Raw genomic sequence first — 16,150 nt, forward strand, 5'->3', positions numbered from 1 at the left:
TCCTTGGGGTGGTGGGGAAGGCGGCTCAGTCGGGCCAGGTGGTGGCGATCGCCGTCGGCGAGTCGCAGCGGTCTTGCGCGAGCGCTTCGAACTCGGTCACGTTGTCGATCTCGGTGCCCATCGCGATGTTGGTCACGCGCTCGAGGATCAGCTCGACGACCACGGGCACCTCGAACTCCGCCATCCAGGCCTCGGCCTGGGCGATGGCGGGCGCGATCTCTTCGGGCCGGTGCACGCGGATCGCCTTGCAGCCCAGGCCTTCCACCACCTTCACGTGGTCGACGCCGTAGCCGCGGGCCACCTCGTCGGCGGGCATGTTCACGTTGTCGAAGGCCAGCTGCACGCAGTAGTCCATGTCGAAGCCGCGCTGCGCCTGGCGGATCAGGCCGAGGTAGCTGTTGTTGACGACGATGTGCAGGTAGGGCAGCTTGAACTGCGCGCCCACGGCCAGCTCTTCGATCATGAACTGGAAGTCGTAGTCGCCCGAGAGCGCTACGAGCTTGCGCTGCGGGTCGGCCGCGCGCACGCCGAGCGCGGCCGGCACGGTCCAGCCCAGCGGTCCGGCCTGGCCGCAGTTGATCCAGCGGCGCGGACCGTAGACGTGCAGGAACTGCGCGGCGGCGATCTGCGACAGGCCGATGGTGGAGACGTAGGTGACGTCCTCGCCAAACGCCCGGTTCATGCATTGGTAGACGCGCTGCGGCTTCATGGGCACGTCGTCGAAGTGGGTCTTGCGCAGGTACCGGGGATCGGCCTTGCGGCCGTGGCATTGCGCCGCCCAGGCGCCGCGCTCGCGCAGCCGGCCGCTGGCGCGCCGCTCCTGGGCCACCTGGACCAGCAGTTCCAGCGCGGCGCGGGCGTCGGAGACGATGCCGTAGTCGGGCGTGAACACGCGCCCGATCTGCGTGGGCTCGATGTCGATGTGAATGAACCGGCGGCCCTTGCAGTACACCTCCGGGCTGCCGGTGTGGCGGTTGGCCCAGCGGTTGCCAATGCCGATGACGAAGTCGCTGGCCAGCAGGTTGGCGTTGCCGTAGCGGTGGCTGGTCTGCAGGCCGCACATGCCGGCCATCAACGGGTGGTCGTCGGGGATCGCGCCCCAGGCCATCAGCGTGGGGATCACCGGAATGCCGGTGAGCTCGGCGAAGCGCACCAGCAGGTCCGAGGCCTCGGCGTTGATGACGCCGCCGCCGGCCACGATTAGCGGCCGCTCGGCTGCGTCCAGCATGTCGAGCGCCTTCTCGATCTGCCGGCGCGTGGCGGCGGGCTTGTACACGGGCAGGGGCTCGTAGGTGTCGATGTCGAACTCGATCTCGGCCATCTGCACGTCCAGGGGCAGGTCGATCAACACCGGGCCGGGGCGGCCCGAGCGCATCAGGTGGAAGGCCTGCTGGAAGGCGCGCGGCACCTGGGCGGGCTCCATCACGGTGGTGGCCCATTTGGTGAGTGGCCTGGCGATGGCGGCGATGTCCACCGCCTGGAAGTCCTCCTTGTGCAGCCGGGCGCGCGGCGCTTGCCCGGTGATGCAGAGGATGGGGATCGAGTCGGCCTGGGCCGAGTACAAGCCGGTGAGCATGTCGGTGCCGGCCGGCCCCGAAGTGCCGATGCACACGCCGATGTTGCCGGCCTTGGCGCGGGTGTAGCCCTCGGCCATGTGCGAGGCGCCCTCGACGTGGCGCGCCAGCACGTGGGCGATGGTCTGTCGCTCGTGCAACTGCGCGTACAGCGGGTTGATGGCGGCCCCCGGCACGCCGAAGGCCTGGGTCACGCCTTCCTTCTCCAGCACCAGCACCGCGGCCATCGCGGCCTTCATCTTCGCCATATCCGGCTCCTTGGTTGGGACGGACTCGATGGTGGTTCGGCGCGGGCCGGCTGGGAATTCCAGCCCGGGGATATGTCTTATTCCGGGTTGGAATGTGCCCCTTGGCGTGTATACATTCCGGTATGGACAAAGTCGCAGGCATGCAGATCTTCGTGCGCGTCGTCGAGACCGGCAGCTTCAGCAAGGCGGCGGCGGCGCTGGGCACCACGCAGCCCACCGCCACCAAGGCCGTGGCCGAGGCCGAGGGGCGCCTGGGCGTTCGGCTGCTGCACCGAAGCACGCGCGGCGTCACCCCCACCGAGGCGGGCAGCCTCTACTACGAGCGCTGCAAGCTCATCACGCGCGACGTGGAAGAGGCGGAGAACATCGCCGCGCTGCTGCAGAAGGCGGCGACGGGCACGCTGCGCATCAGCGCCTCGGTGGCCTTCGGGCGGCGCGTGATGGCGCCGCTGGTGCTGCGCTACATGCGCGAGCAGCCGATGCTGCAGATCGACCTCAGCTTCGACGACCGCTACGTCAACCTCGTGGAGCAGGGGGTGGACCTGGCGGTCCGCATGGGCCGCCTCGCGGATTCCACGCTCGGGGCGAGCTACCTGGGCACCAATCCGTGGATGCTGGGCGCCGCCCCGGCCTACCTGTCGCGGCGCGGCCGGCCGCGCTCGCCGGTCGAGGTTGCCGCGCACGACTGCCTCATCTACAGCAGCGTGCAGGGCGATGCGCGCTGGCTGTTCCACGGCGCCTCGGGAGAGGATGAGTCCGTGCCCGTCAAGGGGCCGCTGCGCTCGAACAACCTGAGCGCGGTGCTGGCCGCGTGCGAGGCGGGCTTTGGGCTCGCGGTCCTGCCGTGGTACGTGGCGCGCGATTCGGTGGCGGCGGGCCGTGTGGTGCCGCTGCTGGAGGGCCACGCCCTGCCGTCGCAGGAGATGCACGCCGTGTTTCCTTCGCCCAAGCTCGTGCCGCAGAAGGTCAAGTCCTTCATCGCCTGGCTTCAGTCCCAGCTCCAGGACGGCTGGTGGCAGCGCGCGCCCTGAGGCCCGCCCGATCCTTCGCCCGTCCGCCCCACCGCCTTACCGCCCATTTCAAGGGACCGAACCCATGGCCAAGAAGCCCGCCGCGAACCCCAGGCCCACCGAGGCGAAACGCGCCCCGCGCACCGAGGCCAGCGCCACCGACCAGATCACGGAGTCCATCACCGGCGCCATCGTCGAACGCCGGCTGATGCCCGGCACGCGCCTGGTCGAGCAGCAGATCGCCGATGTGTTCTCGGTGTCGCGAACCATCGTGCGGCAGGCGCTCAACCAGCTCAGCCGCGACCGGCTGGTGACGCTGGAGCCGGCGCGCGGGGCCTTCGTGGCCATGCCGAGCATCGACGAGGCCCGCCAGGTGTTCCAGGTGCGCCGCCTGGTCGAAGGCGGCATGGTCCGCCAGCTGGCCGCCCAGGTCAGCGACGCGCAGATCGCCGAGTTGCGCATGCACCTGAAAGAAGAGCGTCAGGCCGTGGTGCGATCGGACGTGCCGGGGCGCACACGCCTGCTGGCGGACTTTCACGTGGTGCTGGCGCGCCTGCTGGGCAACGAGGTGCTGGCGGAGATGATCGCGGACCTGCTGTCGCGTTCGCAGCTGATCGCGCTGATGTACCAGTCGGGCCATTCGGCGGAGCACTCGCAGGCCGAGCACGTGGACATCGTCGAGGCCCTCGCCCGGCGCGACGGGCGCGCGGCCTCGCGCCTGATGGAGCAGCACATCACCAGCGTGGAGCGCAACCTGCAGCTCGACCCGCGCACGCCCGACCTGGCGGCGGTGCTGCGCCGTCGGGCCTGAGCGGCGGGCGGCAGAAGTTCTGCTTATCCGCGCATTAGAAATTTGCGCTTCAGTCGCGCGGCCTCGTTGCCCACAATGGGCCGGACATCAACGAGACCGCCCCATGCAAAGACGACAACTGATCCACGCCATCGGCGCCGCTGCCCTCATGGGCGGGCGGCCCTCCTGGGCCCAGGAGGCCTATCCCGCGCGCGCCATCCAGGTGCTGGTGGGCTTTCCCGGCGGGGGCGCCATGGACGTCGCCACGCGCGTCGTCACCAACGCCCTGGCCGACGAGGGCCTCAAGCCACTGGCCATCATCAACAAGCCCGGCGCCTCCGCCACCATCGCCACCGGCCAGGTGGCGCGCGCGTCCGCCGACGGCTACACGGTGCTGCTGTCCACCTCGGCCAACCTCGGCATCGCGCCCTACCTGTACGCCAGGCTGCCTTACGACGCCGACAAGGAACTGGTGCCGGTGGCGCAGTTCGGCGTGGCGCAAAGCGTCATCTACGGCTCGCCCGCCCTGGGCACACGCGACCTGAACGCGCTGATGCGCCGCATCGCGGCCACGCCGGGCCGCTTGAACTACGCCTCGCCCGGCAGCGGCACCACCGCGCACCTGGCCTTCGAGAGCCTCAAGGCCCAGCGCAAGCTCTTCATCGTTCACGTGCCTTTCCGGGGCAGCCCGGCGGCCATCACGTCGGTGCTCAGCGGCGAGCTGGACATCGGCATCGATGCCATCGGCCCCACGCTGAGCCACATCAAGGCGGGCAAGATCGTGCCGCTGGCGCAGACCGGATCGAAGCGTTCCGCCTCCCTGCCCGATGTGCCGACGCTGGACGAGCTCGGCGTGCGCGGCATCCCCAGCGGCACCAACCTGGGCTTCATGATGCCCAGCGGCACGCCGGCGGCGGTGCTGTCGCAATGGAGCGCCGCGATGAAGCGCGTGCTGGCCACGCCCGCCGTGGCCGGGCAGCTCGGCGCGGTGGGCGTGGACGTGGCCTACCGCGACGCGCGCGACTACGCCGCCACCATGGCCAGCGAACAGAAGCTGTGGCAGGCCGCCGTCAAGTACTCGGGCGCGGCCGCCAGTTGAGAAGGTCCGCATGTCCGAACGCCTCTTCCGTTTCGCGGTCATCGCCGACAGCCACGTCAACCCCTCCGACGAAGACCTGATCTCGCCCTACGAGTCCCACCGGCTCACCAACGCACGCCTCGCGCACACCGTCGAGGTGCTCAATGCCCTGGCGCCGGACTTCACGGTGCACGTGGGTGACATGATCCACCCCGTGCCCGAGGCCGTGTCCTACCCCGACGCGGTGGCGCGCTTCAAGGCGGCGGTGGGCCGCCTCAAGGCGCCCCTGCACCTGGTGCCCGGCAACCACGACGTGGGCGACAAGCGCGCGGACTACGTGCCCGCCGGCGAGATCTGCGAGCCCTACGTCGATCTGTACCAGCGCCACTTCGGCGAACACCACTACGCCTTCGACCGGGACGACTGCCACTTCGTGGTGATCAACACCTCGCTCATCAACTCGGGCCTGGCCGCCGAGGCGCGGCAGGCCCGCTGGCTGGAGCAGGACCTGCAGGCCAACGCCAGCCGGCGCACGCTGCTCTTCGTGCACTACCCGCCCTTCATCGCCAGTGCCGACGAGCACGGCCACTACGACAACATCGACGAGCCCGGCCGCTCCTGGCTGCTGTCGCTGGTGGCGCGGCACCGGCTCGCGGCCGTGTTCACCGGCCACGTGCACAACTTCTTCTTCAACGAGCACGCGGGCACGCCGATCTTCTCCCTGCCGTCCACGGCCTTCGTGCGCGGCGACTACTCGGAGCTGTTTGCCGTGGGACAGCCCAGCGAGCACGAGAACGGCCGCAACGACGTGTCCAAGCTCGGTGTGCTGGTGGTCGACGTGTACCCGGACCGGCTGGTGCCGCAGTTCATCCGCACCCAGGACCGGCCCGAGGGCGCCGCGCCCCAGGTGCAGCGCGACTGGCCGCAACTGCCGCCCGCCGCTGGCGCGCGCGAACCCGGCCTGGGCCTGGACCTGCGCTACCACTGGGGCGAGCTGCACCAGATCCCCTACAGCAGCATGCTCGACGAGTTCCGCCGCAAACAGGCGCGCAACGACTACCCCATCCTCGCGCTCTGGGAGATGGGCATTCGCGCGCTGCGCGTGCCTCTGGACGACCTGAGCGACCCGGCCTCGCGCGCGCGCATGCGGGCCCTGGCCGCTCTGGGCAGCCGCTTCACGGTCTTCCTGTTCGGCTGGCCCACGGATGGGCAGATCGAGCTGCTGCGCCAACACCAGGGCCTGCTGCGGGCGCTGGAGCTCATCGTGAAATGGCCGCTGGCGCCGGACCTCGGTGGGCGGCTCGGCGCGCTGCGCGCGCGGGTCGGTGTGCCGCTGCACCTGTCGCGCTTCTGGAGCGCCTCGGGCCAGTCGCGCGACGGCAAGCAGATCAAGCTGCTGGTGGACCACGGCTTCGCCGGCCCGGCCGACCCGGCCGCGAAGGAGCTGCTCGAGCACACGCGGGGCCAGGGCTTCGACGGCCTGGTGTTCCGCGTCGCGGCCGACACCGACGTCGACGAAGGCATCACCGGTGCCGCCGCCTTCGCGGCGCGCCACGGCCTGCGCGCGCAGGTGCACGTTCGGCTGGCCTCCGACAGCCCGGCCCAGGCGCGGACCGATGCGCAGGCCAATGGCGTGCGCGCGCTCGGCGCGGCCTTCACCAGCCGCGGCTGTCCGCAGGCCGACGTGTTCCTCGACACGCTCAGCGACGTCGACCGCGGCTACTTCCCGCGCGCCGGCCTGGTGGACCGCCGCTTCAACCCCAAGCGCGAGGGCCAGGCGCTGCGCAACCTGCATGGCGCGCTGAGCGAGCTGCCCGCGATGGACGCGCCGCGCTGGGTGCGCGACCCGCAGTTCCTGGTCGGCGCCGCGCGGATGGACCGGTCGCAGCTGCTGCTGGTGCTGCCCCTGGGTGGCGCCGCGCTCATGCAGCTGCCCGACTGGCTGGACACGCAGGACCTTCGGGTGCGGCGCTGGCTGGACCTGGCGAGCGGCGAGGAGCGGGCCTGGCCTGCGTCGGACCCGGATACCGCGAAGGTGCTCGACGGCCCCTGCCTGATCGAGCTGGCGACCAGCCGCGTGGAAGAGCGCGCCCTGGCCTGAGGCGGCGCGCCCGCCGCGGGCGGGCGCGGCCACCATAATCGGCCATGCCCACCCTTCGCCAGCTCAAGGCCCTGGCCCTCATCGGCCAGACCGGCAGCTTCACGCGCGCGGCCGAGAAGCTCTTCATCACGCAGTCGGCCGTGAGTTCGCTCATCCGCGAACTGGAGGAAGAGGTCGGCATGCCCCTGGTGCAGCGCGGGCGGGTCATCAGCCTGACCGAGGCCGGCGAGCAGCTGCAGCGCGCCGGCCAGCGCGCGGACCTGGAGATCGATCGCGCGCTGAAAGACCTGCGCCAGGGCGGCGCGGCGCAGCGCGTCGTGCTGCGCGTGGCGGCCGGCTCGCTCTCCTCGGCGGCGCTGCTGCCGCCGGCCATCGCCCGCCTGCAGGCCAGCGACCCGCAGCTGAAGATCGCGCTCTTCGACCGCCCCGTGGGCATGCTGGGCGACATGCTCCTGCAGGGCGAGGCCGACGTCGCCGTCGGCTCCATCGATTCGCCGCTGCGCCTGTCGGGCGAGCTGCGCTCCACGCTGCTGTTCGAGGACCGCATCGCCGTGGTGTGCGCGCGCGGCGGCGCGCTGGACGAGCAGGCCGAACGGGCCGGCGGGCTGGGCTGGAGCGACCTGCACCACACCGACCTGGTGCTGGTGGGCCGCACCGGTGGCCAATGGAACCTGCTGCTGCAGGACCAGCTCGCCGCGCACGAAGGCCTGGCCATCGGCCACGAGGTGCAACTGCTCTCCACCGCCCTGGAGCTGGTGCGCGCCCGGCTCGGCGTGGCCGTGCTGCCGCTGTACGCCACGCGCCACCTGCCCGAGCGGGACTTCTGCGTGGCCCCGCTGCTCAGGACCAGCGCGGGCTGGAGCACCTACTTCGTGACCCGCCACGGACCACCGGACACGGCCAAGGCGGCCTCCATCGAACGCCTGCGGGAGGCGCTGCGCGCGCAGGCGCCCGCCAGGCCACAGCGCGCGCCACGCGGCAAGGAGTGACCATGGACAGACGAACCCTTCTCCAGGCGCTGGGCGCCGCCTCGCTGGCCAGCGCGCCCTTGGCGCGGGCGGCCGACGAGGTACCGCCGCCCCAGGTCGGCACTGCGCTGACGCTGCCCGACGCCCCGCTCTTCGATGGCAGCACCTTCAAGGCCTCGGCGGCGCAAGGGCAGGTGGTGCTCGTCTACTGGTGGGCCAGCTGGTGCCCCTTCTGTGGCGCCACCAACCCCTTCATCCAGAAGCTGTGGGACGCGCAGCGCCCGCGCGGCCTCTTGATGCTGGGCCTGGCGGTCGACAAGCGCATCGAGGACGCGCGCCAGTACATGGCGCGGCGGGGCTATACCTTCCCCACCGCGCACCACACACCCGCCATCGAGCGCGTGATGCCCCGCCCGGGCAAGGCCATACCCGTCACCTGCGTGCGCGGCCGGGACGGGCGGGTGGTGATGTCGGAGATCGGGCAGCTGTTCGAGGAAGACGTGCAGCAGATCGCCCGTTTCCTCTAGCTAGATGAAGCGCTGGCGCAGGCGCGCCGAGGCCAGGTCGATGAGGGATACCGTCACCACCAGGATCAGCAGCACCGCGCCGGTCTGCGCGTACTGGAAGCTGCGGATCACCTCGTACAGCACCACGCCGATGCCGCCGGCGCCGACCATGCCGACCACCGAGGCCGAGCGCACGTTCGATTCGAAGCGGTAGAGCGTGAAGCTCATCCACAGCGGCAGCACCTGGGGGACCACGCCGTGCACGACCTCCACCAGCTTGTGCGCGCCGGTGGCGCGGATGCCTTCCACCGGGCGCGGGTCGATGGCCTCCACCGCCTCCGAGAACAGCTTGGCCAGCGTGCCCGTGGTGTGCACCGCCAGCGCCAGCACGCCGGCGAAGGGACCCAGGCCCACGGCGACGATGAACAGCATGGCGAACACCATCTCGTTGATCGCGCGGCAGGCGTCCATCAGGCGGCGCATGGGCTGGTGCACCCAGGCCGGCGCGATGTTCGAGGCGCAGAGCAGACCGGCCGGCACCGCGGCCAGCACCGCCAGCACGGTGCCCCAGACGGCGATGTGCAGCGTGACCAGCATCTCGCGGGCGTAGATGCGCCAGTCGTGGAAGTCCGGCGGGAAGAACTCGCGCGCGTAGGTGGCGATGTTGCCGGCGTTGTCGACCAGGGCGAAGGGCTGTATCTCGGCGCCCCGCCACGACCAGCCGAGCAGCACCGCCACCGCCGCCCAGGTGGCCCAGGTGCCCGGGCCGGGCCGCTCGGCGGCGGCCCGCTCGCGCAGCTGCGCCAGCGAAGTGGCGCTGGCCTTGATGGGGTGCGCCACGCTCACGGCTGCAGCTGCGCGAGCTTGGCGTCGATCTCGGCCAGGGCCTTGGCCTTGGCGCCGGCGTCCAGCGCGGCGTCGTTCTCGACCTTGTTGCGGTCCTTGTACAGCTCCAGCTGGCGGGTGGGGATCAGCTGCGCGTTGGTCGAGGCGCGGAAGCCGCCGTAGTTGTAGATGTTCTTGAGGATCGCCTTCTCCTGCTCATCGGTCTTGGCGTAGTTGACGACGAAGTTCGCCAGCTTGGCCTTGACGGCCGGGTCGAGGTCCTTGCGCCAGACGAAGGGATCGCTGGCGATCAGCGGGCTTTCCCAGATCACGCGCAGCTGCGCGAGCAGCTCGGGCTTGTTGGCGCGCAGCTTCTCGATCTCTTCGGTGTTGTTGGTGGCCACGTCCACCTGTTTGGCCAGCACGGCCTGGATGTTGGCGCCGTGGCTGGCGTTGCGGATGGTCTTGAAGCGGGTGCGGTAGTCCACCTTGTTCTGGGCGAACACATAGAAGGTGGGCACCAGGAAGCCCGAGGTGGAGTTCGGGTCGCCGATGCCGAAGTTGATGGACTTCGAGTGCTTGAAGACGTCGTCGAGCGACTGGTAGGGGCTGTCCTTGTGCGTGATGAGCAGCGCCTTGTAGCCGAAGCTGCCGTCGGCGAACATGACCTGCGCGAACACCTCGCCGTTGGCGCGGTCCACCGCTTCCATGGCCGACTTGTTGCCGAACCAGGCCACCTGCACCTTGTTGAAGCGCATGGCCTCGATGACGCCGGCGTAGTCGGGCGCGTAGAAGGATTTGACCGTCAGGCCGGTCTTCTTCTCCATGTCGCGGAAGAAGGGCTCCCAGCGCTCGCGCTGGGTGGAGGCGGTGTCGGTGGCGATGATGCCGAAGTTGATCTCCTGCGCGTGCAGCGTGGCGCTGCTGGCGATCAGGGTGGCGGCGAGGGCGAAGAGGGCTTTGTGTTTGAACATGGTGGTGGCTTTGGCGAAGGGAAACGGAAGGGCCGCGCGAGAACCGGTTCAGGCGGCCAACGCGAGCGGCGGCGCTTCGGCGGCAGGGGCCGCGAAGTCGTGGTCGTCGTGCAGCAGCTCCTCGGCCGCGGTGCCGTACAGCTGCTGCAGGAAGCTGGGGGTGAGCGCGGCGCTGGGACCGTCGTAGACCAGTTCGCCGTCGCGCAGCGCCAGCACGCGGTGGCAGTAGCGGCGGGCCAGGCTGACCTGGTGCAGGCTGACGATCAGCGTGAGCCCGGCGTCGCGGTTGAGGGCGGCGAGCTGGTCCATCACACGCCGGGTGGATTGCGGGTCCAGCGAGGCCACCGGTTCGTCGGCCAGCACCAGTTCGGCGCCCTGCACCAGCACGCGGGCGATGGCGGCGCGCTGCTGCTGGCCGCCGGACAGCGTGGACGCGCGCTGAAAGGCCTGGGGCGCCAGGCCGATGGTGTCCAGCGCGTCGAGCGCGAGTGCCCGCTGCGCCAGCGTGTAGCGGCCGAGCAGGCCGCGCCACAGCGGCGTGTCGGCGGCCAGGCCGGTCAGCACGTTGCTCATCACGCCCAGGCGGCCCACCAGGTTGAACTGCTGGAAGATGACGCCGATGCGCCGGCGCAGGGCGCGGATGCGCGGGCTGTGGCGGCCGCCCTCCTGCAGCGCCTGGCCGAAGACCTCGATGCGGCCGGTGCCGGGGTCGGTGGTCTCCAGGCCGCTCAGGCAGCGGATCAGCGTGGACTTGCCGGAGCCCGAGGCGCCGAGCAGGGCCACGCGCTCACCGCGTCGGACGTCGAAGGACACGCCGCGCAGGGCCACGCGGGTGCCGTAGGTGCGGCGCAGGTCTTGCGCCCGAAGGACGGGATGGGTCATGGCGCGAGTTTTTCGAGCCCGCGTGACCGTTCCGTGACGCGCAGGGCCTCAGGGGGCCATCCACGCCATTCAAATTTCTCCAGCCAGGTATTGAAGAAAGCTATGCATCACGCGCGACGGGGTCCGGGCCCCGTCGCGGCGCGCGTTCAGCGCGGCAGCACCGGCCCGTAGCGCTGAAGGAAGGCCTCGACCGCCGCGTGAAAGCGCTCCAGGTCCGCGTCGGTGAGCGGCAGCGACAGCACGGTGAAGCCGCGCCGCGCCAGGTAGAAGCCCTGTTCGAGCATGTGGAAGAAGAACAGGTCCTTGACGAAGCGCTCGCTGGCGGGGACGTCGTCCACGCTGCGGATCGCGGCGCCCGTGCCGTGCAGGTTCATGAGCGAGCCCAGGCCCGTGAACTGCAGCGCCAGGCCGTGCGCCCGGCAGCTGGCGTTGAGGCGCTCGCGCAGCGCGTCGCCGCGCGCGTTGAGGGTCAGGGCCGCCTCGGGCGTGTAGACGCGGCTCAGGCCCGCGATGCCGGCCGACATGCTCAGCACGTTGTTGTTGAAGGTGCCCGCGTGGCCCAGGTGGCCCGGCGCGCGCGGGTCGAACATCGCCATCACGTCCGCGCGGCCGCCGAAGGCACCGAAGGACATGCCGCCGCCGATGTACTTGCCCAGGGTGGTCAGGTCGGGCCGGATGCCCAGCTGGGCCTGGCGGCCCCCGGGCGCCAGGCGCGAGGTCATGACCTCGTCGAAGACGAGCAATGCGCCGGCTTCGCTGGCCAGGCGGCGCAGTTCGCGCAGGAAGCCGGGCTCGCCGACGATGCAGCCGCCCGCACCCTGCAGGGGCTCGACCACGATGGCGGCGAGATCGGCCGCGTGCTCCTTCACCAGGGCGGCGGCGCCGGCGCTGTCGTTGTAGGTGCCGATCACGAAGGGGAAGGGCACGTTCACCGGCGAAGGCCCACCCGCGAAGGTGAGCACGCCGCCGTGGTATGCGCCCTTGAACACCATCACCTGGCGCCGGCCGGTGAAGTGCCGGGCGGCGGTGATGGCCAGCAGGTTGGCCTCGGTGCCCGAGTTGGTGAAACGCAGGCGCTCCAGCGAAGGGAAGCGCTGCGTGACCAGGCGCGCGAGTTCGGCTTCGAGCAGGTTGTGGCCGGTGAGGTTGATGCCGCCGTCCAGCGCGGCGTCGATGGCGGCGCGGATCACGGGATGGCTGTGGCCGTACAGGCCGGCGGTGAACTCGCCGAGGAAGTCGGTGTATTCGTGGCCGTCGGCGTCCCACAGGCGCGCCCCCTCGCCGCGCGCGATGGCCAGGGGGAAGGGGTCGTAGAACAGCACCGAACGGGTATTGCCGCCGGGCATGACCTCGGTGGCGGCCTGGTGGCGGGCCAGGCTCTCGGGGTGGCGCGCCGCGTAGGCCTCGCGCAGCCGGTGCAGTTCGGTGTCCAGGTTCATCGGGCGTGCTCCAGTCGGTCGGCGTAGGCCACGAAGAAGTCGAGGCTGGCCGGGTTCTGCATCGCGTCGGGGCTGGCCACCTTGTCGGCCGCGGCGCCCAGCAGCAGCTTGCGCACCGGCACCTCCATCTTCTTGCCGCTCAGGGTGCGCGGAATGTCGGCCACCTGGACCACCTCGTTCGGCACGTGGCGCGACGAGGCCTTGCGGCGGATCTGGTCGGTGATGCGCTGGCGCAGCGCTTCGTCCAGCGTGAGGCCGGGCTGCAGCACCACGAACAGGGGCATGAAGGACGGACGGCCCAGGTACTCCAGGTCGACCACCAGGCTGTCGCGCACCTCGGGCAGTTCCTCCACCACGCGGTAGATCTCGGCCGTGCCCATGCGGATGCCGAAGCGGTTGATGGTGCTGTCCGAGCGCCCGTAGATGACCGAGGTGTGGCGCGGCGTGAAGCGAATCCAGTCGCCGTGCCGCCAGACGCCGGGGAAGGTCTCGAAGTAGCTTTCGCGGTAGCGGCGGTCGCCCTCGTCGTTCCAGAAGCGCACCGGCATCGAGGGCATGGGCTGGGTGATCACCAGCTCGCCCACCTCGTCCACCACGGGCTGGCCGGCCTCGTTGAAGGCGTAGGCCGCCACGCCCAGTTCGGCGCACTGGATCTCGCCCGCGTGCACCGGCAGCGTGGGCGCGCAGGCCACGAAGCCCGAGGCGATGTCGGTGCCGCCGCTGATCGAGGCCAGCCACAGGTCGGGCTTGATCGCCTCGTAGGCCCAGTGGTACGCGTCCACCGGCAGCGGCGAACCGGTGACGTTGATGGCGCGCAGTTGCTTGAGCGGGCCGATGTCGCGCGGGCGCAGGCCGTCCTTCTTGGCGGCGATCAGGTAGGCCGCGCCGCAGCCGAGCAGGGACACCTGGCGCTCGTCGATGAAGCGCCACAGCGCGCCCGGGTCCGGCCAATTGGGGTTGCCGTCGTAGAGCACGATGCTCGCGCCGGTGAACAGGGCGCCGAGCTGGAGGTTCCAGACGATCCAGCCGGTGCTGCCCAGGAACAGCAGGCGGTCGCCAGGCCGCAGGTCGTGCTGCAGCGCGCAGGTCTTCAGGTGGGTGAGCACGATGCCACCGTGGCTGTGCACCATGGCCTTGGGCAGGCCCGTGGTGCCCGAGGAGTAGACGATCCACAGCGGGTGGTCGAAGGGCAGTCGCTCGTAGCGCGGCGGCGCCGGCGTGGCGATGCAGTCGGCCCAGGCCAGGCGGTCGCGCCAGGCCGGCGCGCCGCGCTGCGCCTGCAGCGGGCCGGACACTTGCACGACGTGGCGCACGCTGGGCAGGGCGGCGAGCAGTTCGTCCACCTGCGGCGCGCGGTCGTGCCGTTTGCCGTTGTAGCTGTAGCTGTCGGTGGCGAAGAGCAGTGTCGGTTCGATTTGGCGCAGGCGGTCCAGCACCACGGTGGGGCCCATGTCCGGGGCGCAGCTGGACCAGATGGCGCCGATGCTCGCGCAGGCCAGGAAAGCCACCACGGTCTCGGCGCGGTTGGGCATGTAGCTGGCCACGCGGTCGCCGGGGCCGATGCCCAGTTCGCGCAGGCGCGCGGCCAGCGCCGCGGTGTCGCGCTCCAGTTCGGCCCAGGACACCTCGCTCCAGGGCGCGTCCTCGCTGCGCGCGAGCAGGGCGGGGCGCTCGGCGCTGGCCTGGCGGAAGATGTTCTCGGCGTAGTTCAGGCGGGTGTTCGGGAACCAGGTCGCGCCGGGCATCTCGCGCTGGCCGAGCACCGGCGCGAGCGGGCCTTCGCCCACCACGTCGAAGTAGCGCCAGATGGAGGCCCAGAAGTCCTCGATGTGATCGACCGACCAGCGCCAGAGCCCGTGGTAATCGGTGGTGCGCACGCCCTCGTGCTCGGCCAGCCAGGCCTGGTAGTGCGCCAGCCGGCTGGAGGCGACCTGCTCGGCCGAAGGGGTCCACAGGAGTTGGCCGTAGCCGTCGGGGTGGGGGTCTGCTTGCATGGGGCCATTCTGGGCAGCCGCGGGTATCCTCACAGTTCACCCGATGACAGTTCAGCCAAGGGTTTTCCCTTGAACTTGCGCCGACCCAAAGCCCCCCCACCCACGCTCGACGGCCTGCTGGCCCAGTCGCCGTGGTTTCGCGCGCTGCCGCAGGCCGTGCAGGCCAGGGTGCGTGGGGACCTGATCGAGGTGGTGGTGCCCCTGGGCGAGTCGCTCGGTCGCCGCGGCGACCTGCCCGGCCACTGGTATGGCGTGATCGACGGGCTGTTCAAATGGTCGGTGTCGAGCGCCGATGGCCGCAGCGTCTCGCTGGGCGGGCAGCTCGGCGGCAGCTGGTTCGGCGAAGGCACGCTGATCCGACAGAAGCCCCGCAACGCGGACGTGGTGGCCCTGCGCGACAGCCGCGTCGCGCTGATGCCGCTGGACACCTTCCTGGCGCTGCGCGACACGCAGCCCGCGTTCAACGAGTTCCTGCTGCGCCAGATCAACGAACGCCTGCACTGGTTCATGGGCAAGCACGCCGACCACAGCCTGCTCGACGCCGACGCCCAGGTGGCGCGCGCCCTGTGCGGCCTGCTGCACCCGCTGCACAACCCCAGCGAATCGCCGCAGCTGCGCCTGTCGCAGGAAGAGTTGGCCAGCATGGCCTCGCTGTCGCGGCCGCGCTGCAACCAGGCGCTGAGCCGGATGCGCGCGCAGGGCTGGATCCGCACCGGCTACGGTGGCATCACCCTGCTGAACGTGGACGCGCTGCTCGACATGGGCAGCTGAGTGGCCGGCGCCCGGCCCGGGCTCAGGCCGGATCGAAGCCTTCCACGCCCGCCATCACCTCGCACAGCACGTCGATGAAGGCGTTGATGCGGGCCGGCCGGAAGCGGCCGGCGACGGACACGGCCTCGATGGCGATGGGCTCGAGCTCCCACTTGGGCAGGATGCGCTTGACCCGGCCGCTGGCGATGTCCGGGCCGCACAGCCAGCGCGCGCTCGCCGCGATGCCCAGCCCTTCGAGCATGGCGCGGTAGCTGGCCAGCAGGCCGTCGGTGGTGAAGGGGGTGCGGATCGGCACGGTGCGGCGCTCGGTCTGGTCCTGCGTGTGCATGGGCAGGCGGTCCATCACGTAGGGGATCAGTCCAACGAAGGGCAGGGACGACAGGTCTTCCGGCGCGCGGACGCGGTGCCGCGCCGCGAATGCCGTCGAGGCCACGAGCACGCGCCGCATGCGGCCGATGGGCCGCACGTGCAGCGACTGGTCGGCGCTGCTGCCGACGCGGATCCAGCAGTCGCAGGCCTGGCCCACGATGTCCACCGGCCGGTCGGTGAGCCGCAGCTCCACCTCCACCTGCGGGTAGCGTTCGCGGAACAGGCGGACGGCGTCCATCAGGAAGGCGTGCCCGTAGGCGTGTGGTCCGATCAGCGACAGCTTGCCCTTGGGCAGACCGGCGCTGACCTTCAGCGCGTCTTCCCACTCGTTCCAGGCGTCGGCCCAGGCCACGGCGCGGCGCTGCAGCTCCTCGCCCTCGGCCGTGAGGTCGAAACGGTGCGTGGAGCGCGTGGCCAGGCGCGCGTTGAGCAACTGCTCCAGGTCGCGCAGGCGCCGGCTCACGGTGGGCTGCGTGGTGCCCAGCGCGCGCGCGGCGGCCGACAGGCTGCGCCGCTCGGCCACGGCCAGGAAGGTGGTGATGAGCTGCAGGCGATCGAGTTTGGCCGTCATACGTGTGGCGTATCAAGCTTATCGGGGTCGGCATACTACTCGGCCGCGGG

The 16,150-nt window shown here is 70.9% G+C and carries 14 protein-coding genes; 7 read left to right on the forward strand and 7 right to left on the reverse strand.

Annotation, left to right across the window (positions count from 1 at the left end; all coding sequences use genetic code 11):
- Positions 1–25 precede the first annotated feature (25 nt).
- Positions 26–1,822, reverse strand: coding sequence for a glyoxylate carboligase (gcl, locus tag SOM08_RS06710; protein ID WP_322470354.1), 1,797 nt, complete (start codon positions 1,820–1,822; stop codon positions 26–28).
- Between the two features lie 122 nt (positions 1,823–1,944).
- Here gcl and SOM08_RS06715 point away from each other — a divergent pair, with 122 nt between their 5' ends.
- From SOM08_RS06715 to SOM08_RS06740, 6 genes are all read left to right on the forward strand, one after another.
- A complete protein-coding gene (locus SOM08_RS06715) occupies positions 1,945–2,853 on the forward strand; it encodes a LysR family transcriptional regulator (RefSeq protein ID WP_116958078.1) in 909 nt (302 codons plus the stop codon).
- A 64-nt stretch (positions 2,854–2,917) separates the two neighbouring features.
- On the forward strand, positions 2,918–3,643 hold the full coding sequence (locus SOM08_RS06720; RefSeq protein ID WP_116958077.1) for a GntR family transcriptional regulator: 726 nt from the start codon (positions 2,918–2,920) through the stop codon (positions 3,641–3,643).
- 103 nt (positions 3,644–3,746) lie between these two features.
- Positions 3,747–4,721: a Bug family tripartite tricarboxylate transporter substrate binding protein gene (locus SOM08_RS06725; protein WP_116958076.1), complete on the forward strand. Its 975-nt coding sequence runs from the start codon at positions 3,747–3,749 to the stop codon at positions 4,719–4,721.
- Between the two features lie 10 nt (positions 4,722–4,731).
- Positions 4,732–6,801 (forward strand): metallophosphoesterase, encoded by a 2,070-nt coding sequence (locus SOM08_RS06730; protein ID WP_322470355.1) that lies wholly within the window; start codon positions 4,732–4,734, stop codon positions 6,799–6,801.
- Between the two features lie 44 nt (positions 6,802–6,845).
- Positions 6,846–7,790 carry a LysR family transcriptional regulator gene (locus SOM08_RS06735; RefSeq protein WP_116958074.1) on the forward strand — a complete coding sequence of 315 codons (945 nt, stop codon included), beginning with the start codon at positions 6,846–6,848 and terminating at the stop codon, positions 7,788–7,790.
- A 2-nt stretch (positions 7,791–7,792) separates the two neighbouring features.
- Positions 7,793–8,296 carry a TlpA disulfide reductase family protein gene (locus tag SOM08_RS06740; RefSeq protein ID WP_322470356.1) on the forward strand — a complete coding sequence of 168 codons (504 nt, stop codon included), beginning with the start codon at positions 7,793–7,795 and terminating at the stop codon, positions 8,294–8,296.
- Here SOM08_RS06740 and phnE read toward each other — a convergent pair whose 3' ends face one another.
- The 5 genes from phnE to SOM08_RS06765 all read right to left on the reverse strand — a co-directional run bounded on the left by phnE (position 8,297) and on the right by SOM08_RS06765 (position 14,389).
- Positions 8,297–9,115, reverse strand: a complete 819-nt coding sequence (gene phnE / locus SOM08_RS06745; RefSeq protein ID WP_416187010.1) for a phosphonate ABC transporter, permease protein PhnE — start codon at positions 9,113–9,115, stop codon at positions 8,297–8,299.
- A gap of 2 nt (positions 9,116–9,117) precedes the next feature.
- A complete protein-coding gene (gene phnD / locus SOM08_RS06750; protein ID WP_322470357.1) occupies positions 9,118–10,074 on the reverse strand; it encodes a phosphonate ABC transporter substrate-binding protein in 957 nt (318 codons plus the stop codon).
- Between the two features lie 48 nt (positions 10,075–10,122).
- On the reverse strand, positions 10,123–10,956 hold the full coding sequence (phnC, locus tag SOM08_RS06755; RefSeq protein ID WP_322470358.1) for a phosphonate ABC transporter ATP-binding protein: 834 nt from the start codon (positions 10,954–10,956) through the stop codon (positions 10,123–10,125).
- A 146-nt stretch (positions 10,957–11,102) separates the two neighbouring features.
- Entirely contained in the window at positions 11,103–12,395 is a 1,293-nt protein-coding gene (locus SOM08_RS06760) for an aspartate aminotransferase family protein (RefSeq protein ID WP_116958070.1), read from the reverse strand.
- Positions 12,392–14,389: an acetoacetate--CoA ligase gene (locus SOM08_RS06765; RefSeq protein ID WP_116958069.1), complete on the reverse strand. Its 1,998-nt coding sequence runs from the start codon at positions 14,387–14,389 to the stop codon at positions 12,392–12,394. Before SOM08_RS06765 ends, SOM08_RS06760 begins: the two co-directional genes overlap by 4 nt.
- A 75-nt stretch (positions 14,390–14,464) precedes the next feature.
- Between SOM08_RS06765 and SOM08_RS06770 the strand changes: the two genes are divergently transcribed.
- Entirely contained in the window at positions 14,465–15,160 is a 696-nt protein-coding gene (locus SOM08_RS06770; RefSeq protein ID WP_116958508.1) for a Crp/Fnr family transcriptional regulator, read from the forward strand.
- Between the two features lie 22 nt (positions 15,161–15,182).
- On the opposite strand, the gene SOM08_RS06775 is transcribed toward SOM08_RS06770, so the two are convergent.
- Positions 15,183–16,100 (reverse strand): LysR family transcriptional regulator, encoded by a 918-nt coding sequence (locus tag SOM08_RS06775; RefSeq protein WP_116958068.1) that lies wholly within the window; start codon positions 16,098–16,100, stop codon positions 15,183–15,185.
- Positions 16,101–16,150 lie beyond the last annotated feature (50 nt).

This window comes from Hydrogenophaga sp. SNF1 (genome assembly GCF_034421675.1).
GTDB lineage: Bacteria > Pseudomonadota > Gammaproteobacteria > Burkholderiales > Burkholderiaceae_C > Hydrogenophaga > Hydrogenophaga borbori.